At 75.2% G+C, this 18,176-nt stretch carries 21 protein-coding genes and 1 riboswitch; of the genes, 8 read left to right on the top strand and 13 right to left on the bottom strand.

The genetic code is table 11. The annotated features are described in order from the left end of the window. Nucleotides 1-59 precede the first annotated feature (59 nt). Nucleotides 60-353 (bottom strand): hypothetical protein, encoded by a 294-nt coding sequence (locus tag MY526_RS04380; protein WP_436691041.1) that lies wholly within the window; start codon nucleotides 351-353, stop codon nucleotides 60-62. A gap of 122 nt (nucleotides 354-475) precedes the next feature. Then, a complete protein-coding gene (locus tag MY526_RS04385) occupies nucleotides 476-1,033 on the bottom strand; it encodes a bacterial proteasome activator family protein (protein ID WP_436691039.1) in 558 nt (185 codons plus the stop codon). Nucleotides 1,034-1,121: 88 nt separating this feature from the next. Between MY526_RS04385 and MY526_RS04390 the strand changes: the two genes are divergently transcribed. The 5 genes from MY526_RS04390 to MY526_RS04410 all read left to right on the top strand — a co-directional run bounded on the left by MY526_RS04390 (nucleotide 1,122) and on the right by MY526_RS04410 (nucleotide 4,239). Then, nucleotides 1,122-2,345 carry a cysteine desulfurase-like protein gene (locus tag MY526_RS04390; RefSeq protein ID WP_436703321.1) on the top strand — a complete coding sequence of 408 codons (1,224 nt, stop codon included), beginning with the start codon at nucleotides 1,122-1,124 and terminating at the stop codon, nucleotides 2,343-2,345. A gap of 100 nt (nucleotides 2,346-2,445) precedes the next feature. Beyond that, nucleotides 2,446-2,613, top strand: a complete 168-nt coding sequence (locus tag MY526_RS04395; protein ID WP_436691035.1) for a hypothetical protein — start codon at nucleotides 2,446-2,448, stop codon at nucleotides 2,611-2,613. A 26-nt stretch (nucleotides 2,614-2,639) separates the two neighbouring features. After that, nucleotides 2,640-3,083, top strand: a complete 444-nt coding sequence (locus MY526_RS04400; protein ID WP_436691033.1) for a hypothetical protein — start codon at nucleotides 2,640-2,642, stop codon at nucleotides 3,081-3,083. Further along, complete coding sequence (locus tag MY526_RS04405) at nucleotides 3,083-3,607, top strand: sigma-70 family RNA polymerase sigma factor (RefSeq protein WP_436691031.1); 525 nt, start codon at nucleotides 3,083-3,085, stop codon at nucleotides 3,605-3,607. The genes MY526_RS04400 and MY526_RS04405 overlap by 1 nt, the downstream gene beginning before the upstream one ends. Continuing rightward, complete coding sequence (locus tag MY526_RS04410) at nucleotides 3,604-4,239, top strand: anti-sigma factor family protein (protein WP_436691029.1); 636 nt, start codon at nucleotides 3,604-3,606, stop codon at nucleotides 4,237-4,239. The genes MY526_RS04405 and MY526_RS04410 overlap by 4 nt, the downstream gene beginning before the upstream one ends. Here MY526_RS04410 and MY526_RS04415 read toward each other — a convergent pair. After that, complete coding sequence (locus MY526_RS04415; RefSeq protein ID WP_436691027.1) at nucleotides 4,236-4,550, bottom strand: DMT family transporter; 315 nt, start codon at nucleotides 4,548-4,550, stop codon at nucleotides 4,236-4,238. The genes MY526_RS04410 and MY526_RS04415 overlap by 4 nt on opposite strands. 10 nt (nucleotides 4,551-4,560) lie before the next feature. Then, a riboswitch (guanidine-III (ykkC-III) riboswitch) is annotated at nucleotides 4,561-4,625 on the bottom strand. Nucleotides 4,626-4,682: 57 nt separating this feature from the next. After that, nucleotides 4,683-5,675, bottom strand: coding sequence for an NAD(P)H-quinone oxidoreductase (locus tag MY526_RS04420; RefSeq protein ID WP_436691025.1), 993 nt, complete (start codon nucleotides 5,673-5,675; stop codon nucleotides 4,683-4,685). A 100-nt stretch (nucleotides 5,676-5,775) separates the two neighbouring features. Here MY526_RS04420 and MY526_RS04425 point away from each other — a divergent pair, with 100 nt between their 5' ends. Continuing rightward, on the top strand, nucleotides 5,776-6,411 hold the full coding sequence (locus tag MY526_RS04425; protein ID WP_436691023.1) for a hypothetical protein: 636 nt from the start codon (nucleotides 5,776-5,778) through the stop codon (nucleotides 6,409-6,411). Between the two features lie 76 nt (nucleotides 6,412-6,487). Here the strand turns inward: MY526_RS04425 and MY526_RS04430 are convergent, their stop codons facing one another. The 6 genes from MY526_RS04430 to MY526_RS04455 all read right to left on the bottom strand — a co-directional run bounded on the left by MY526_RS04430 (nucleotide 6,488) and on the right by MY526_RS04455 (nucleotide 11,822). Then, nucleotides 6,488-8,101 (bottom strand): AMP-binding protein, encoded by a 1,614-nt coding sequence (locus tag MY526_RS04430; protein ID WP_436703322.1) that lies wholly within the window; start codon nucleotides 8,099-8,101, stop codon nucleotides 6,488-6,490. A gap of 71 nt (nucleotides 8,102-8,172) precedes the next feature. Next, complete coding sequence (locus MY526_RS04435) at nucleotides 8,173-8,598, bottom strand: PaaI family thioesterase (protein WP_436691019.1); 426 nt, start codon at nucleotides 8,596-8,598, stop codon at nucleotides 8,173-8,175. Between the two features lie 43 nt (nucleotides 8,599-8,641). After that, entirely contained in the window at nucleotides 8,642-9,022 is a 381-nt protein-coding gene (locus tag MY526_RS04440; protein WP_436691017.1) for a VOC family protein, read from the bottom strand. Nucleotides 9,023-9,087: 65 nt separating this feature from the next. Continuing rightward, nucleotides 9,088-9,993 (bottom strand): dihydropteroate synthase, encoded by a 906-nt coding sequence (folP, locus tag MY526_RS04445; RefSeq protein WP_436703323.1) that lies wholly within the window; start codon nucleotides 9,991-9,993, stop codon nucleotides 9,088-9,090. 64 nt (nucleotides 9,994-10,057) lie between these two features. Then, the gene (locus MY526_RS04450; protein ID WP_436703324.1) at nucleotides 10,058-11,314 is read right to left on the bottom strand and encodes a serine hydrolase domain-containing protein; all 1,257 of its coding nucleotides are present in this window, start codon (nucleotides 11,312-11,314) and stop codon (nucleotides 10,058-10,060) included. Nucleotides 11,315-11,459: 145 nt separating this feature from the next. After that, nucleotides 11,460-11,822, bottom strand: a complete 363-nt coding sequence (locus tag MY526_RS04455) for an HU family DNA-binding protein (protein ID WP_436691011.1) — start codon at nucleotides 11,820-11,822, stop codon at nucleotides 11,460-11,462. A gap of 156 nt (nucleotides 11,823-11,978) precedes the next feature. Between MY526_RS04455 and MY526_RS04460 the strand changes: the two genes are divergently transcribed. Next, nucleotides 11,979-12,902 (top strand): aldo/keto reductase, encoded by a 924-nt coding sequence (locus MY526_RS04460; protein WP_436703325.1) that lies wholly within the window; start codon nucleotides 11,979-11,981, stop codon nucleotides 12,900-12,902. Between the two features lie 52 nt (nucleotides 12,903-12,954). Here MY526_RS04460 and MY526_RS04465 read toward each other — a convergent pair whose 3' ends face one another. Both MY526_RS04465 and MY526_RS04470 read right to left on the bottom strand, forming a co-directional pair. Continuing rightward, nucleotides 12,955-13,128, bottom strand: coding sequence for a DUF1059 domain-containing protein (locus tag MY526_RS04465; protein WP_436691007.1), 174 nt, complete (start codon nucleotides 13,126-13,128; stop codon nucleotides 12,955-12,957). A 73-nt stretch (nucleotides 13,129-13,201) separates the two neighbouring features. After that, nucleotides 13,202-14,296, bottom strand: coding sequence for an EAL domain-containing protein (locus MY526_RS04470; RefSeq protein WP_436691005.1), 1,095 nt, complete (start codon nucleotides 14,294-14,296; stop codon nucleotides 13,202-13,204). Nucleotides 14,297-14,488: 192 nt separating this feature from the next. Between MY526_RS04470 and MY526_RS04475 the strand changes: the two genes are divergently transcribed. Further along, nucleotides 14,489-17,323 (top strand): SpoIIE family protein phosphatase, encoded by a 2,835-nt coding sequence (locus MY526_RS04475; protein ID WP_436691003.1) that lies wholly within the window; start codon nucleotides 14,489-14,491, stop codon nucleotides 17,321-17,323. A 2-nt stretch (nucleotides 17,324-17,325) separates the two neighbouring features. On the opposite strand, the gene MY526_RS04480 is transcribed toward MY526_RS04475, so the two are convergent. Further along, nucleotides 17,326-18,075 carry a trimeric intracellular cation channel family protein gene (locus tag MY526_RS04480; RefSeq protein WP_436691001.1) on the bottom strand — a complete coding sequence of 250 codons (750 nt, stop codon included), beginning with the start codon at nucleotides 18,073-18,075 and terminating at the stop codon, nucleotides 17,326-17,328. Nucleotides 18,076-18,176 lie beyond the last annotated feature (101 nt).

Here is an 18,176-nt window from a genome sequence, read left to right on the forward strand (position 1 = left end):
TGCCCGCGTGTCGGCTGCCCCGACGCGGGCAGAGGATCCGATTCCTCGTCGAGGCGGGCTCAGGTGAGCGACGCGGTGACCGCCCAGACGACGACGACCGCCGCCACGATGGCCAGCGCCCCGAGCACCACGCCTGCGGTCGCCAGACCGGTCGGCGCGCCCCGCCGGCGCCCCTGGGAGACGCCGACACCGCCGAGGACGACGCCCAGCACGCCCAGGACGATCCCGGCGAGGGGGATCACCCAGGAGAGCCCGAGCCCCACCAGGCCCGTCACGAACCCCCCGACGCCCATGCCGTTCGTCGTGCCGCCCTGCCGGGTCGCCGCCCCCGCCGCGTGCTGCTCTGTGGTCACCGTTGCTCCGGTCTCGTCCAGGCCGGCGTGTCCGGCCGCGGACGCGGACCGTGATCGGGGACACGGCCGGCCAACCGGCCGCACCGTCCCCGTCACCCGATCGGGTGGACGGCGTCACCCGGTCAGAGGTACTGGCCTCCCCCTGGGCGGATGTCGGGCTGCTGGGGCCCGGCGCTGGACGGCCCGCCGGGCAGCGCGCGCCGGCGCATCTCCTCCAGCTGGGCCCGCGCGGCCATCTGCTGGGCGAACAGCGCGGTCTGGATGCCGTGGAAGACGCCCTCCAGCCAGCCCACCAGCTGCGCCTGGGCGATCCGGAGCTCGGCGTCCGAGGGCGTCTCGCCCTCGCTGAACGGGAGCGTGATCCGCTCCAGCTCGTCCCGGAGCTCCGGTGCCAGGCCCTCCTCGAGCTCCCGGATCGACTTGGCGTGGATGTCGCGCAACCGGTTGCGGCTGGCGTCGTCCAGCGGCGCGGCCCGGACCTCCTCGAGCAGCTGCTTGATCATCGTGCCGATCCGCATGACCTTCGCCGGCTGCTCGACCATGTCGCCGATGGTGCCCTCGCCGTCCGCCCCGTCGCCGCCGGGCGCCTGCGGCAGGGGCATCGTGCCGACCGGCCGGCCGTCGGGGCCGACGACGACCACCTGCTGCGCCTGTTCACTGCCGTTTCCCGATGCGGTCATGCCTCCATCCTCCCCCGCTCCGGGGCGGGCCCGCCGGGCACCCGGAGGCCCGCTGGGCGCCGAGGGCCAGCGTCTAGGGTCGAGGGCCATGGGACCGGGGGAGGGGCGGTTGGACGTCGCCCGCGTCCGCGGCCTGTTCCCCGGTCTCTCCGACGGCTTCGTGCACGCCGACGGGCCGGCCGGTGCGCTGCTGCCGGAGAGCGTCGTGCTGGCCGTCGCCCAGGCGATGCGGGTGCCGGTGGCCGACCGGGGCGGGGTGTTCCCGGCGTCCGCCCGGGGGGAGGGCCTGGTCGCCAGCGCCCGCGCCGCCGTCGCCGACCTCGTGGGTGGGGTGTCCACCGGCGTCGTCCTCGGCGCGAACACCACCTCGCTCACCTACACGATGGCCCGCGCCCTGGCCCGGACCTGGCGGCCGGGCGACGAGGTCGTGGTCAGCCGGCTCGACCACGACGCCAACATCCGCCCGTGGGTGCAGCTCGCCGAGCGGTCGGGGGCGCTGGTGCGGTGGGCCGAGGTGGACATCGAGACCGGCGAGCTGCCGGACTGGCAGTACGACGAGCTGCTCACCCCGCGCACCCGGCTCGTGGCCGTCACCGCCGCCAGCAGCGCCCTGGGCACCCGGCCGGACGTGCCGGCGATCGCCCGCCGGGCGCACGAGGTGGGCGCGCTGGTCTTCGTCGACGGTGTGCACGCCGCCCCGCACGGCCTGCTCGACGTCACCGCGCTCGGCGCCGACTTCCTCGCCGTCGCCGCGGACCGGTGGTGCGGGCCGCACGTGGCCGCGCTGGTCGCCGACCCCGACCTGCTGGCCGACCTGCACCCCGAGAAGCTGCTGCCGGTGCCCGACCGCGTGCCCGACCGGTTCGAGAGCGGGACGGTGGCCTTCGAGCTGCTGGCCGGCGTCGCCGCCGCCGTCGACCACCTCGCCGGGCTGAGCGAGGAGGCCACCGGCTCCCGGCGGGACCGGCTGCGCACGTCGATGGCGGCGGTGACCGCCTACGAGAGCGACCTGTTCGAGTGGCTGGACCAGGCCCTGCGCGCCATGCGCCACGTGCAGGTGCTCGGCTCGCCCGCGCGGACCACGCCCACGTTGTCGTTCACCGTCGCCGGCATGCGGCCGCGCCAGGTCGCCGTGGAGCTCTCCCGCCGCGGGATCTGCGCCTGGGACGGGGACTTCTACGCCCGCGAGCTCTTCGACGCCCTCGGCGTCAACGAGGAGGGCGGGGCGGTGCAGCTCGGCCTCATGCACTACAACACCGCCGAGGAGGTCGGCTACCTGGTCGACTCGGTGGCCGGGCTCCGCCCCCGCTGAGCTCGTCTCCGCCGGGCCGGTTGAACCGATCCCCCCGCGGATCCGTGCTCCCTGGTGTCGGCCCCGTCGCGAGGAGGCCGCCCGGCAGAGGGAGCTCCCCATGCGGAGGACACCGGTCCTCTCCACCGTCCTCGCGGTCGGCGTGCCGGCGCTGGCCGGGCGCGGCTCCGACGACGACGGGGGCGGGGCCGCCTCCGGCCAGCCGTCGTCCCCCGACGGCACCACGATCACCTCGACGACCGCACCCGCCGCGTTGCCCGCACACTGAACGCCCCGCTCCCCGAGGAGTGCGCCATGAGTCGACCGCGTCCGGAGGTCCCGGGTCCGCTGCTGGCGGCCGGGCGGGTCGTCGGCGCCGTGCTGCTCGGCGCCAGCGCCGGCATCCACCTGTACCTCTGGGACGCCGACTACGACACGATCCCCTGGATCGGGCCGTTGTTCCTGCTCCAGTCGATCGCCGCGACGTTCCTCGGCATCGGCGTCCTCGTCGCGCCGGCGCACTGGCTGCCCCTCGTCGCCGTGCTCGGGGCGGCCCTGCTGCTCGGCACCCTCGGTGGCCTCGTGCTGTCGGTGTGGGTCGGGCTGTTCGGCTTCTCCGAGTCGTCCGAGGCGTCGCTGTTCTGGCAGAGCGTGTGGGTCGAGGCCGTCGGCGCGGCGGTGCTCGTCTGCGTCGCCGCCGTCCGCCCGCGGCAGCGGGCCGACCCGCGGACCGGCCGCCGGCCGGTCCGCAGCGGCTGATGCGGCCCCGGGGCGGGCAGACCCGCGAGCGCACGCTGCGGGCCCTCTACGACGCGCACGCCCCGGCCCTGCTGGCGTACGCGCTGCGGCTGTGCGGCGGCGACCGCGACCGGGCCGAGGACGTCGTGCAGGAGACCCTCGTGCGGGCGTGGAAGCACCTCGAGGAGCTGGACCCCGAGGCGTCGCCGGTGCGGCCCTGGCTGTTCACCGTGGCCCACCACCTGGCCATCGACGCCCACCGCGCCCGCCGGGCCCGGCCGACGGAGGTCTCCGACGCCGGGCTGGCCACCGTCCCGGCCCTCGACGACCTGGCCGGCGCCCTCGACCGGATCGTCGTCACCGACGCGCTCGGCGCGCTGTCGCCGGAGCACCGGGCGGTGATCGTGGAGACCTACTACCGCGGGCGCACCGTGAGCGAGGCGGCCGCCGTCCTCGGCATCCCGCCCGGCACGGTCAAGTCCCGCTGCTACTACGCGCTGCGGGCGCTCAAGCTGGCCCTCGCCGAACGGGGGGTGACGACGTGACGTGCCGTGCCGCGGTGCCCGACCTGGCGGCCTACCTGCTCGGCGCGCTCGAGCCTGAGGAGCGGCGGGCGGTCCAGGAACACCTGCGCCACTGCGACGACTGCCACGCCGAGCTGGCCGAGCTGGCGCAGCTGCCCGGCCTGCTGGCCCTGGTGCAGCCGGAGGACCTGCTCACCCCTCCGGTCGCGCCGTCGCCGGACCTCTTCGACCGCGTCTCCGCCGCCGCCCGCCGGCCGCGCTGGACCCGCCGCCGGCTGCTGGTCATCGCCGCGCTGCTGGTGCTCCTGGTGGGCGGTGTCCTGGTGGCCATCGCGGCGTGGCCGCGCACGGACGCCACCACGGTCACCGCCGCCAACGGTGGCGTGGAGTTCGCCGTGACCGCCACGGAGGGCGGTGGCGGCACGGTCCTCGACATCGCCGTCGACGGCCTCGCACCCGCGGGGGAGTGCCGGCTCGTGGTGGTCGACGAGGCCGGCCAGGTGCACCCGGCCGGCCGGTGGGGTGTCGACGACGATGGCGGCGGCACCTGGCGCGGCTGGGCCGACATCGACGCCGAGACGGTCACCGCCGTGGTCCTGCTCGACGGCCGGGGGGCCGAGCTGGTGCGGGCGCCGCTGGTGAGTGGTGGCTAGTGGGTGAGCTTGAGCCCGACGACGCAGCCGAGCAGGCCCGCCAGCAGCAGGACCCGGACCGCCGACACCGGCTCCTGACCGGACCACATGGCGTAGCCCGCGGTCAGGGCGACGCCGACGCCCACCCAGACGGCGTACGCCGTGCCGAGGGGGAGACCGCGCATCGCGTAGGCGAGACCGGCCATGCTGCCGGCCAGCGACACGGCGAAGACGACGGTGGGCAGCGGGCGGCTGAACCACTGCGAGCGGTCGAGCGCGGTGGCCCAGACGGCCTCGAGGACGCCGGACAGGACGAGGACGAGCCAGTACACGGGGATCTCCTGGACGCCGTCTTGTCGCTGTCCGGGTACGGCGTGCTCGTCCGGGAGTCCGGTCGCGGACCCATCCCCAGGGTCGCACGAACGGTGCGGAGCCGGGCGGTGAGACCGGCCACCAGGCCCGGGTCAGCCGTCGTTGACCAGCAGCACCTTGCCGATGTGCTCGCTGGCGTCGACCACCCGGTGCGCCTCGGCGGCGCGGGCCATGGGCAGCCGGCGGTCGACGATCGGCCGGACGACGCCGCGCTCGACGTCCGGCCAGACGTCGTGCCGGACGGCGGCGACGATCTCGGCCTTGCCGCCGGGACCGGTCGCCGGGCGCGCCCGCAGCGTCGTGGCGTGCACCGAGGCCCGCTTGCGCATGAGCGCGCCCAGGTCGATCTCGGCCTTCGTGCCGCCCTGCATGCCGATGCAGACCAGCCGCCCGCCAGTGGCCAGGGCGGCGAGGTTGCGGGACAGGTACTTGGCTCCCATGTTGTCGAGGACGACGTCGACGCCGACCCCCTCGGTCTCGTCCAGCACGCACTCGACGAAGTCCTCGTCGCGGTAGTTGATGCCGACCTCGGCGCCCAGCTCGCGGCAGACGTCGAGCTTCGCGGCACTGCCGGCGGTGGTGAACACCCGGGCGCCGACGCGGGCGGCCAGCTGGATGGCCATGGTGCCGATGCCGCTGGAGCCCCCGTGCACGAGGAAGGCGTCGCCGCGCTTGAGCCCGGCGAGCATGAACACGTTGGACCAGACGGTGCAGACCACCTCGGGCAGGGCCGCGGCGGTGGCCAGCTCGACGCCGGCCGGGCGGGGCAGCAGCTGACCGGCGGGGACGGCGACCCGCTCGGCGTAGCCCCCGCCGGAGAGCAGCGCGCACACCTCGTCGCCGACCCTCCAGCCGGAGACGCCCTCGCCGACCTCGCTGACCACGCCGCTGCACTCCAGGCCCAGGACGTCGCTGGACCCGGGCGGTGGCGGGTAGTGGCCGGCCCGCTGCAGCAGGTCGGCGCGGTTGACCGCGGTGGCCACGACGTCGACGAGCACCTCACCGGGCTTGAGGACCGGGTCGGGCACCTCGCCCCAGCCCATGACCTCGGGTCCACCCGCTCCGTCGAGAGTCACCGCACGCATGCCCCCGACCCTAGAAGGACCGGCGTCCCGGTGCGCTCCAAGTGGGCTGCTCAAGCGCGGTGCAAGCGCGCCCGAAGCAGCGCCCGGCACCGTCCCGGGCATGACGACGACGTTGTCCGTCCCGCTCCCGGCTCCGGCACCCGCCCCGCTCGCCGTCCCGGCCCCCGTCGAGGTCGCCGCCCGCCCGGCACCGCCGGTGCGCGCCGGGACCGCCTGCCCGGTCGAGCGGCGGGCCCTGCGCACCGGCGCCCGCGACGTGGCCGACGCGCTCACCGGGATCGCCTTCGACGCCCCCTGCTGCCCGCGCCGGCAGGCGGAGCTGGTCGGCTTCTCCGACCGGGTGCTCCGGACCGTGCGGGCGGTGGCCGGGCGCGCCGACGACCCCGCGCTGCGGACCGCCTGCGACGCGGTGGCGGCGGCCGCTCCGCTGTTCGCGGCGTGCGTGAGCGCCGGCGCCCCCGGCCTGGCGCGGGCGTGGTCGGAGCTGGCCGACCTGCTGGAGGAGCCCGGGGCCGAGCACCGGCACGGGCCCGGCGAGCTGCTCGGCTGCGAGCACCGGTTCCGGGCGGCCGTGGGGTCGGCGCGGTTCGCCGTCCCGTGGTTCCTGGACGCCTGCTCGCCCCGCGAGCGGGTGCAGGTCGTGGCGGCCGCGCCGCGCGCGGTCCGGCTGGCCCTGCGGCTCGGCGAGGACCGCTGGCTCGCCCGCCGCGCCGGCGTGCGGAGCGCGTCGCACTGACCCGCCCCGGGGGGCGCACCGACTCCGCTCCGGTCGCACCGGCCGTGTCCCTGCCGGTGCGCCCGGAGCGGTCAGGTCAGGGAGCCGCTTTGAGGTTCTTGCGCAGGATCTTCCCGGCGGAGGACTTGGGCACCTGCTCGATGAACTCGACCAGCCGGATCTTCTTGTGCGGCGCCACCTTGCCGGCCATGTACTCCATGACGGACTCGGCGGTCAGCGTCGAGCCGGCGGCCCGGACGACGAACGCCTTGGGCAGCTCCTCGCCGCTCTCGGCGTCCGGGACGCCGATGACCGCGGCGTCGGCGATCTCGGGGTGGCCGAGCAGCACGGCCTCCAGTTCGGCCGGGGCCACCTGGTAGCCCTTGTACTTGATCAGCTCCTTGACCCGGTCGACGACGGTGTAGACCCCCCGGTCGTCGACGACGGCGACGTCCCCGGTGTGCAGCCAGCCGTCGTCGTCCAGGGTGTCGGCCGTGGCCTGGGGGTTGTTCAGGTAACCCTTCATCACCTGCGGCCCGCGCACCCAGAGCTCGCCCCGCTCCCCGGAGCCGACGTCCTGACCGGTGGCCGGGTCGACCAGCCGGCACTCGGTGCTCGGCACGGCCACGCCGACCGAGCCCTTCGGCACCGGGCCGGTGAAGCCGGGCGGCTCCATGCCCGCGTCGGGGGTGCTGTGCGAGACGGGGGACAACTCGGTCATCCCGTAGCCCTGCGCGATGGTGACGCCGGTGTCGGCGCCCTTGCGCAGCCGGCGCTCCGCGGCGAGCGCCAGCCCCTCGTCCAGCGGGGCCGCGCCCGAGGTGATGGTGCGCAGCGAGGAGAGGTCGTACTGGTCGACCAGCGGGTGCTTGGCCAGCGCCAGCACGATCGGCGGCGCGACGAAGGCCCGGGTGATCCTCTGCTCCTGGATGACACGGAGGAAGTCGTCGAGGTCGAAGCGCGGCAGCGTCACCACGGTGCCGGCGACCAGACCCTGGTTCATCAGCACGGTGAGCCCGTAGATGTGGAAGAACGGCAGGACGGCGATGATCCGCTCGTCGCCCTCGGACGCGTTCATGATCGGCCGCATCTGGAGCACGTTGGCCACCAGGTTGCGGTGGGTGAGCATGACCCCCTTGGGCAGGCCGGTCGTGCCGCTCGAGTAGGGCAGGGTGACCAGGTCGGTGGCCGGGTCGATGTCGACCTGCACCGAGGGCGCGTCGCTGCTGAGCAGGTCGAGCAGCGAGGCGTGGCCCTCGGCGCCGTCCATGACGACGATCTCGTCGACCGGCGCCGTGTCGACGGCGGCCATCGCCCGCTCGAGGAACGGCGAGACGGTGATCAGCACCTTCGCGCCGGAGTCCCGCAGCTGGAAGGCGATCTCGTCGGGCGTGTAGAGCGAGTTGATCGGCGACATCACGCAGCCGGCCGCGGCGATCCCGTGGAAGACCACCGGGTACCAGGGCGTGTTGGGGCAGAAGACGGCGACGACGTCGCCCTTGCGCAGGCCCCGCGCGTGCAGCGCCGCCGCGACGCGGTCGACGTAGGCGGTCAGCTGGCCGTGGGTGATCGTGTCGCCGGTGAGCCCGTCGACCAGCGCCGCGGCCCCGGGCCGCGCCGCGCCCGCGGACAGCACGTAGGCGGGGACCGACAGGTCGGGGATCTCGACGTCGGGGTACAGGCTGGCCAGCGCCACGGAGGAGCTCCTCATCTCGTCAGGTGTGGCGCCAGTCTCACACCTGACGTGGCCTGGGACACAGGGGGGTTACCCGCCGGTACGGATCACCGGGGCCACAGCACCGACTGGGTGCAGCGGAACAGCGCGAGCGTCTTCCCGGAGTCCGCGGACGTGACCACGGCGTCCCAGACCTGCGTCGTCCGGCCGGCGTGGGCGTTGGTGGCCACGGTGGTGACCCGGCCCTCGCGCACCGTCCCGAGGAAGTTGGTCTTCAGCTCGATCGTGGTGAACCCGGTCGAGCCCTCGGGGAGCAGGGCCCGGGTGGCCAGCCCGCAGGAGGTGTCGGCGAGGCCGACGACGGTCGCGGCGTGCAGGTACCCGTTGGGCGCGAGCAGCTCCGGCCGCACGTCGAGCGCGGCCTCCAGCCGGCCGGGCTCGTGCGCGGTGATCGCGAGGCCCAGCAGGCCCGGCAGCGTGCCCGGCAGCAGCGCGTTGAGCTCGTCGGCGGTGTGGAACCCGGTGGCGGCCATGGCGCGGGACCCTATCGAGGCCGCCGCCGGGTCCGGGTGCGGGTCAGCCGGCGGTCTCCCAGAGGCCGAGGACGTTCCCCTCCGGGTCCCGGACGTAGGCGGCGAAGCCCATGTCGCCCACCGGCATCTTGGGCGTCACCGTGGCGCCGCCGAGCTCCTCGATCCGCTCGAGGGCGACGTCGATGCTCTCCACGTCCACGACGATGACCGGCGTGCCCGAGGGACCGCCCTCGCGCGCCATCATCCCACCGTTGATGAACCCCGGCTCGGTCGGTCCCTGCTCACCGCTGGGGCCCGACATGACCAGGGTGTAGCTCATCTCCGGCATCTCCTGGACCTGCCAGCCGAAGGCCTCCTTGTAGAAGCTGCGCGCGCGGTCCCCGTCGTCGAAGGGGATCTCGAAGTGCACGACCCTGCCGCTCATCCCGCTACCTCCTCGGCGTTGGTGCGGGGCACGCTAGACCTGCGCAGCGCCGCCGACCAGGGGCTTCAGGCCAGGCCACGGGTGGTGCGCAGCGGCGCCCGGTCGCCCCGGATGGCGGCGACCATGTCCAGCGTCTGCCGGGTCGCCGCGACGTCGTGCGCGCGGAACACCGTCGCGCCCAGCCAGGCGCTCACCGCGGTGGCCGCGAGGGTGCCGGTCAGCCGCTCCTCCAGCGGGACGTCGAGAGTCTCCCCGACGAAGTCCTTGTTCGACAGCGCCACGAGGACCGGCCACCCGGTCGCGACCAGCTCGTCCAGCCGTCGGGTGGCCTCCAGCGAGTGCCGGGTGTTCTTGCCGAAGTCGTGCCCGGGGTCGACGAGGACCCGCTCCCGGTGCACGCCCGCCGCGACCGCGGCCTCGGCCAGCGCCGTCGTCCGGGCCACCACGTCGGCCACGACGTCGTCGTAGGTCATGCGGTGCGGGCGGGTCCGCGGCGGCAGCCCGCCCGCGTGCGTGCACACGATCCCGGCGCCGGCCTCCGCCGCGACGGCGGCCAGCTCCGGGTCGACCCCGCCCCACGCGTCGTTGACGACGTCGGCGCCGGCGGCCAGCGCCTCCCGCGCCACCTCCGCCCGCCAGGTGTCGATGGAGATCGGCAGCGTGGGGTGGGCGGCGTGGATGGCGGCGACCAGGTCGACGGTGCGGCGGATCTCCTCGGCCGCGTCGACGTCCTCGCCCGGAGCCGCCTTCACCCCGCCGACGTCCACCATGTCCGCGCCCTCGGCGACCACCCGGTCCACCCGCTCGACGGCCGCGGCGAGCTCGTAGGTGGCGCCGCGGTCGTAGAAGGAGTCGGGGGTGCGGTTGACGATGGCCATGACCACGAGCCGCCCGGGCGGCACGTCGAGAGCACCCAGGCGCAGCACGCCGTCACCCAACCAGACCACCGGACGCCGCCCGTGCGCAGGCATAGGAAGCTATACCCACGTACCGGCGGCCAGGACGTAGGTATTGCTTCCTATGCCTGCGGTCTCCTCAGTCGAGCAAGGCCTGGTTGACCAGCGTGCGCAGGTGGCTCCGGATCGGCAGCACGCTGGAGGGCAGCAGCTGGGTGAAGAAGCCCACCGTGAGGTCCTCGACCGGGTCGACGTAGAACGCGGTGGACGCCGCCCCGCCCCAGCTGTAGTCGCCGGGGCTGGCCATCACGCCGTAGCGGGCGGGGTCGATGACCATCGAGAAGCCCAGGCCGAAGCCCACCCCGCGCAGCGGCGTCTCGGCGAACAGCGGCCGGCCGAAGGTCTCCAGGTCGGCGTTGCCCGGCAGGTGGTTGCGGGTCATGTGCGCGATGGTGCGCGGGCCCAGCAGCCGGCCGCCGTCGTAGGAGCCGCCGCGGCGCAGCAGCTCGGTGAACCGCAGGTAGTCACCGGCGGTCGAGACCAGCCCGCCGCCGCCGGAGAGGAACGCCGGCTTCCGGTGGGCGCCGGCGCCCGTCGTGTCCAGCGGCGCGTAGGTGGTCGCCGGACCGCCGGGCTGCGCCGGGACGGCGGTGTAGAGCCGGGCCAGGGACTCGGGGTCGTCGTCCTCGCGGAGCCCGAAGGAGGTGTCGGCCATGCCCAGCGGGCGGAAGATCCGCTGCTCGAAGAACTCGTCCAGCGACTGGCCGGAGACCACCTCGACCAGCCGGCCGAGGACGTCGGTGGAGACGCCGTAGTTCCACTCGGTCCCGGGCTGGAACACCAGGGGCATCGAAGCCCACTGGCGGCACACCTCGGCGGCGTCGGCGCCGGCCGGGGTGCCCCACTCGTGCCCGGCGGCCCGGTACATCGCATCGACCGGGTGGGTGTGGTGGAAGCCGTAGGTCAGCCCCGAGGTGTGGGTGAGCAGGTGCCACACCCGGATCGGCTCGGTCTGCGGAACGGTGACCGGCTTCAGCGCCGAGCCGGCGACGTAGACGCGGGTCTCGGCGAACTCCGGCAGCCAGCGGGCGATCGGGTCGGTGAGCTCGAAGGCGCCCTCCTCGTAGAGCATCATCGCCGCGACCGAGGTGATCGGCTTGGTCATGGAGTAGATGCGCCACCGGGTGTCGGTCTCGACCGGCAGCCCCTCCTCCACGTTCCGGGAGCCGTACCGGCCCACGTGCACCAGCCGGCCGTGGCGGGCCACGGTCACGAGGAACCCGGGCAGCCGCCCCTCGTCCACCCAGCGGGCCAGCCGCCGGTCGATGCGGGTCAGCCGGGCCGGGTCGAAGCCCACCTCGGCGGGGTCGGTGTCCACCTGGAGCGCCGTCGTCACGTGTCCTCCGATCCGCGGGCCGCCCGCCGTCGGGCGGCGCCTGCCCCGCATCCTGACTCACGGCGCTGTGGACCAGGTCACACGGGGGGGCCGCCCGACGGGCGACGCCGCCGATCGCCCCGGGACGTCGCCGGGCTGCCGGCGGTCACACGGGGACGTTGCTGGCGGCCTTCTTCAGGTTGGAGCCGGCGGTGACCTTCACGGTGTTCGCGGCCGGGATGTCGATGGACTCCCCGGTCTGCGGGTTGCGACCGGTCCGCGCCGACCGCTGGGTGCGCTCGACGGTGAGCAGCCCGGAGACGGCGACCTTCTCGCCACGGGTGATGGCCTCGACCAGCTCCTCCTGGAGGCCGGCGAGCACCGAGTCGACGGTGGCGGCGGGCACGTCGGCGCGCTTGGCGATGGCGGATACGAGTTCTGCCTTGTTCACGGGTGTCCTCTCGACGGTGACGGAAACTGTCCCGACCTCGGCGGATGTGCCGAGGCCGGACCGGGGGCACCGTGCCATGCCGGTACGACAGCCCGCCACCGAGGGGGGTGAACGGGTCCCTCACGTCCCACCGGTCCCACCCGGTCGGGCGACGGTCGCGGCTCTCCTGCAGGGTCCCGTCGCGAGCCTGCGAGCGTCGGGGGGCAGGAGGGCCCTTCCTCTAGCGTGGGGCCCATGCCGCAGATCCCCGGGACCGACCTCACCGTCAGCGACCTCTGCCTGGGTGGCAACGTGTTCGGCTGGACGGCGGACGAGGCGACGTCCTTCGCGCTGCTGGACCGCTTCGGCGACGCGACGCCGAGCACCCGGGCGCCGTTCGTCGACACCGCCGAGTCCTACGGCAAGGGCCGCTCGGAGGAGATCCTCGGCGCCTGGATGGCCGATCGCGGGATGCGCGACCGGGTGGTGGTGGCGACGAAGGCCTCGCCGCTGGAGAAGGAGCACCCGCTGTCGGCGGCGGAGATCCGCACCGCGGCGGAGGGGTCGCTGCGACGGCTGCAGACCGACCGCATCGACCTGTACTACGCGCACTACGACGACGAGACGACGCCGCTGGAGGAGACCCTGCGTGCGTTCGACGAGCTGGTGCAGGGGGGGAAGGTGCGCTACGCGGCGGCGTCGAACTACTCGGGGGAGCGGCTGACCGAGGCGCTGGAGACCTCGGAGCGGCTGGGGGTGACCCGCTACGTCGCGCTGCAGCCGCACTACAACCTGATGGAGCGGCCGGCCTACGAGGACGAGCTGCGCGACGTCGTCGCCGCCCGCGGCATGGGGGTGCTGCCGTACTTCGCCCTGGCGCGGGGCTTCCTGACCGGCAAGTACCGGCCGGGCGAGGCGGTCGACTCGCCGCGGGCGAAGGGGGCGGCGAGGTACGTGGGGGAGAAGGGCGACCGGGTGCTGTCCGCGCTCGCGGAGGTCGCGGACGCCCACGGGGTCACCGGCGCGGCGGTCGCGCTGCGCTGGCTGGCCGACCAGCCGACCGTCGTCGCGCCGATCGCCAGCGGCCGGTCGGTCGAGCAGCTGGCCGACCTGCTGCCGATGCAGGACCTCGTGCTCACCGACGACGAGCGGCAGGCGCTCACCGACGCCTCGGCCTGAGCGATGGAGTTGATCCGTGGGCGTCATGCCCACGGATCAACTCCGTGCGGGCTCAGATCGTGTGGATGTGCTGGCGCACGGCGGCCACGAGGTCGGGCGTGACGTCGGTGACGCCGTGGTCGGCGGCCGCGTGACCGGCGACCAGGGCGAGGATGCCGCCCTCGTCCGCGGCCGAGAAGCGGGCGCTGCAGCCGGGGATGACGTCGCCGCAGGCGAAGGTCTTCATCGTCGGGGTCCTTGTCGTCGTCGTGGAGGTGGTGCGGGCCGGGCCGCCCGGGCGGGCGTCCGGGGTCTGGGGTTCAGCGGCGCGCAGCCGCGGCGGCGAGGTCCTCGACCCGCAGCAGGCCGAGGACCTCGCCGGTCGGGTCGGTGCACACGACCGGGTCGAAGCGGGAGGCCGCGGGGCGGGTGAGGGCCCGCCGCAGCGCGTCGGTGATGTCGGTGGACGGGTGCACGCGCAGCGACACCGGCGCGGTGAACGCGGCACCGGTCCGGGCGTCGGCCAGCAGCAGCCCGACCGGCTCGCCCAGGGGGCCGACCAGCACCGCCGGCGGGATCCCGGGCAGCGCGTCGCGGACGTCGCACTGGCGGACCGGGCGGAGCAGGCTGGCCACGCTCTCGGTGAGCCGGGCGCGGGCCACCTGGGCGTGCAGCAGGTCCACGACCTCCGGGGCGAGGGGCGCGAAGTACGGCGCCGGGCGGCCGAGCACCCAGCCCTGCCCGAGCGGCACCCCGAGGCGGAGGAAGACGGCCAGCTCACCGGGGGTCTCGATGCCCTCGGCCAGGAGCCAGGCGTCGATGCGGCCGGCGAACTCGCCGACCAGCTCGGCCAGCGCGACGCGGACGGGGTCGTTGTCGGCGCCGGTGACCAGCGCGCGGTCGAGCTTGACCAGCTGGGGGCGCAGGGTGGCCATCTGGTGCAGCCCGGAGTAGCCGGCGCCGGCGTCGTCCAGCGCGATCAGCGCGCCACGGGCACGCAGCAGGTCGGTCTGCCGGCGCAGCTCCGCGGGGTCGTCGACAGGGGAGTGCTCGGTGAGCTCGACGACCACGCGGGCCAGGTCGGGCCGCCCGGCCAGGGCGTCCTGCACCGGCGCGCTGCCGAGCAGGTTCGGGCTGACGTTGACGGTGAGGAAGGTGTTCTCGGGCAGCAGCGGCACGGCGTCGAGCGCCTTGGTGATCGCCAGTGCCTCCAGCTCGGCGGCCACCCCCCACTCGGCCGCCGCGGAGAACCAGACGTCCGGCCCGGCGGTGCCGGGAAAGCGGGAGAGGGCCTCGTAGCCGGCGATGCGCGCGGCGGCGAGGTCGACGATCGGCTGGAAGGCCAGCGTCAGGTCGTCGGGGTCGGCGAGCAGCGGCCGGCAGTCCGGCAGGGTGCGCACTCGGGTCCCCGGCATGCAGTCGGCATCGTCCCGGGCGCCCGGCCGCTTGACCGGCTCCGGCCCCGGACTCACCCCTGCGGGGGAGCGACGCCGGATCGCGCTCGGAGGACGATCCGGTGTCGTCCGCCACCGACGTGTCAGCATGGTGCGTCGTCGCGGCAGGCGCAGGGAGTCCGCTGCAGCAGCGGAAGAGGGGGGCTCGGCCTGGTGCTGTCCGCATGCCCTCCACCCGGAGCCGACGTCCTCGGCGACCCGCACCGCGTCGCCGCCGCCCGCCGGCTGCTCGTCGAGGTGCCCGGTCCGGCCGCCTTCGACCGGCTCTCCGGCCTGGCCGCCCGGCTGCTGGGCATCCGGCACGCGAAGGTCACGCTCTTCACCGACCAGGACACCGTCGTCGGCGGGTACGGCCTGCCGCCGGGCGTCGTCGGGGGGCCGGCGCTGCTGACCGGCGCCATCTCCGCGATCACCGTCCGCCGCGGCAAGTCCCTCGTCGTCCCCGACGCCACCGTGCACCCGGGGGTGGTCGACCTCCCGGCGGTCACCTCGGGCCAGGTCGCGGCCTACCTCGGTGCCCCGCTGGTGGCCGACTCCGGCCACGTCGTCGGCGTCCTCGCCGTCTACGACCCGGTGCCGCGGGCGTGGTCCGACGACGACGCCGCCCTCCTGGAGCAGATGGCCGCCTCGGTCAGCGCCGAGCTGGAGCTGTCGGCCGCGCGGTCGGCGATCGGCGCCTCGCTGGCCCGGCTGGACGTCGCCCTGGAGGCCAGCGCGATCGGCATCTGGGAGCGCGACCTGCGCACCGGCGCGGTGCGCTGGGACGAGCGCTGCGCGGCGATCTTCGGGCTCGACGGCGCCGTGGAGATCGACTCGGTCGAGGACATCATGACCGAGCGCATCCACCCCGACGACCGCGCGGCGGTGACCGAGGCCATGCGGGAGGCCCTCGCCACGAGCGGGGAGTACCTGGTGGAGGCCCGCGTCGTCCGCGTCGACGGCGGCGTGCGCTGGACGGTCTCCCGCGGGCGGGTGGTCTGCGACCCGTCGGGGCGGCCGGTCCGGGTGCTGGGGACCGCCGTCGACGTCACCGCCGCCCGCGACCAGGCGGAGCGGCGCATCGCCGCGGTGCAGCGCGCCGCGGCCATCGCGGAGGTCGCGGCGGAGCTGGCCAACGCCACCCGGGTCTCCCAGCTGGCCGAGATCGCGCTGCGCGGCGCCGCGGTGCTCGGTGCGGAGTCCATCGGGCTGGCGGTCTTCGACCCGCGCGACGAGAAGCTGTACCTGCACGTGACCCGCCGGATCGTCGACGTCGTCGCCAGCGAGGCCGACGTCCAGCTGCCGGCGGACGGGGTGGAGACCCCGCTGGACGACGAGCTGCCCACCCAGTACGTGGCCCGGCACGGGGAACGGCTGCTCTTCGCCGACGCGGCGGAGGCCGAGGCACGGTTCCCGCGGATGGTGGCCATCAACGCCGTGCTGGGCACCCGGGCGCTGGCCGCGCTGCCGCTGCGCGTCGAGGGACGGCTGCTCGGCAGCTTCATCGTGGTCTGGACCACCGAGCACGCCTACAGCGAGAGCGACGTCGAACTGCTGGAGGGCTTGACCGCCCAGATCGCGCTGACCGCGTCGCGGCTGCAGGCCGACGCCGTGCGCGCCGACGCGGTCGCCGCGATGGCGGAGGCCAACGGGCGGCTGCAGCTGCTGGCCGACACCGGCCGGGTGCTCTCCGGGAGCCTGGACATCGGCCAGCAGATCGGCCAGCTCGTCGACCTCGTCGTCCCCACCCTCGGCGACTGGTGCTGGCTGGTGGTCACCGACGAACAGGGCCGGCTGCACGAGCTGGCCTCGGCGCACCACGACCCCACGCTGCGCGCCGAGCTGGAGCTGTACGTCCACTCGATGGTCGCGGTGATGACCGACCACGCCGCGGCCACGGTGGTCACCCGCACCGGCCGGCCGCTGGTGCTCCCCGACATCGACGGCGACCGGATCGCGCGGGCCATCCCGGAGGCCGCGACCCGGGAGCTGCTGTCCCGGCTCGGCCTGCGCTCGGGCACCGTCGTGCCGCTGGTCGCCCGCGGCCAGACGCTGGGTGCCCTGGGGCTGTTCAACGGCACCGATCGCGGACCGCACACCCAGGCCGAGATCGACACCGCGGTCGAGGTGGGCCGCCGGGCCGGGCTGGCCCTGCACCACGCGCGGCTCTACGGCCAGCAGCGGGTGCTGGCCGACGCGCTGCAGCACAGCATGCTCACCGCGCCGCCGGAGCCCGACCACTGCGAGATCGTGGTCCGCTACGTGCCGGCCGCGGCCGGCGCCGAGATCGGCGGCGACTGGTACGACGCGTTCCTCGAGGCCGGTGGCGCGACCGTGCTGGCCATCGGCGACGTCGTCGGCCACGACAGCCGCGCCGCGGCGGCGATGGGGCAGGTCCGCGGGCTGCTGCGCGGCATCAGCTACTCCAGCGGCGCGCCGCCCGCCCAGGTGCTCAGCCGGCTGGACGCCGCGATCCGCGGGTTGGCGCTCGACACGATGGCCACCGCGCTGGTGGCCCGTCTCGAGCAGGACGACGCCGACCTGCGGCGGGACCGGACCCGGCTGCGCTGGTCGAGCGCCGGGCACCCGCCGCCGGTGGTGGTGTCCCCCGACGGCGAGGTGACCGTGCTGGACCCGCTGCCGGCCGACCTGCTGCTCGGCGTGCTGCCCGGGACGTCGCGCAGCGATCGGGTCGCCGTACTCCCGGCCGGCAGCACGGTGTTCCTGTACACCGACGGGCTGGTCGAGCGCCGCGACCGTGACCTCGACACCGGGACCGAGCAGCTGGTCACGGTGCTCCGCGAGTCCGCCGGGCTGACCCTCGACGAGCTGTGCGACGAGGTGCTGGAGCGGCTCTTCCTCCCCGATGCGGAGGACGACGTCGCGCTCCTCGCCGTCCGCCTGTTCAGCCAGACCGAGCCGCGCCCGGCCGAGGCGGGCCCGCAGCAGGTCCCGCCGGGGATCGAGCCGGCGCCCGACGTCCAACCGCGGGCCGGCACCGCGACCTGACGTCAGGTCCGGTCGCGGCGGCGCCAGCGGGTGCCGCGCTCGGCGCGGCGGCGCCGGCGGGTGCCGTCCCCGGTGCGGCTCCGCCGGAGCCGGCGGCGCGCCTGCCCGGGCAGGTCCACGGCGACCGGTGCGGTCCACCCGCGCCACACCGACAGCACGCGCAGCGTCGCGACCAGGACGATGACCAGCGCCGCGACCGGGATGGGGTCCAGGCCGGCGGGCCCGGCGAGCAGTGTCAGCGCGGTCGCGCCGAGCAGGGCGGCGACGGCGTTGTAGGGGCCCGGTTGCACGATGTCGGCCCGCTGGGCGAGCAGGACGTCGCGGATGAGCGCGCCGCCGACCGCCGTCAGCGTCCCGATGAAGACCACCGAGGCACTGGGCAGGCCGGCCAGCTGGGCCTTCTGCGCGCCGATGACGGTGAAGAACCCGAGTGTGACGGCGTCCAGCACCACGAGCAGGCCGGTCAGCCGGGACAGCCAGCCGGAGAAGTAGAACGTGACCATCGCCGTGACCGCGACCGTGGGCAGGTAGGCCCGGTTGGTCAGCGCCACCGGCGGGCCCTCCGCGAGCAGGACGTCGCGGATCAGCCCGCCCCCGAGCCCGCCGCTGACCGCCAGCAGCAGGACGCCGGACACGGCGAACCCCTCGCGCGCCGCCAGCAGGCCGCCGGTGAGCGCGCCCACGACGATCGCCGCGAGGTCGACCAGGGCCGGCACCCGCAGGGTCTCGGTCGCGGCCGCGAGGATCTCCACGGCCGGGCATTCTCCCTGGCCGCCGGACGGCTCCCGCTGCTGGTGACAGGACGGCCGCGGCGTCGCAAGCTTGCGCAGCACCAGTGCACCCCGCCGCGCCC

It is taken from the genome of Geodermatophilus sp. CPCC 205761, assembly GCF_051383655.1.
Classification (GTDB): Bacteria; Actinomycetota; Actinomycetes; order Mycobacteriales; family Geodermatophilaceae; genus Geodermatophilus.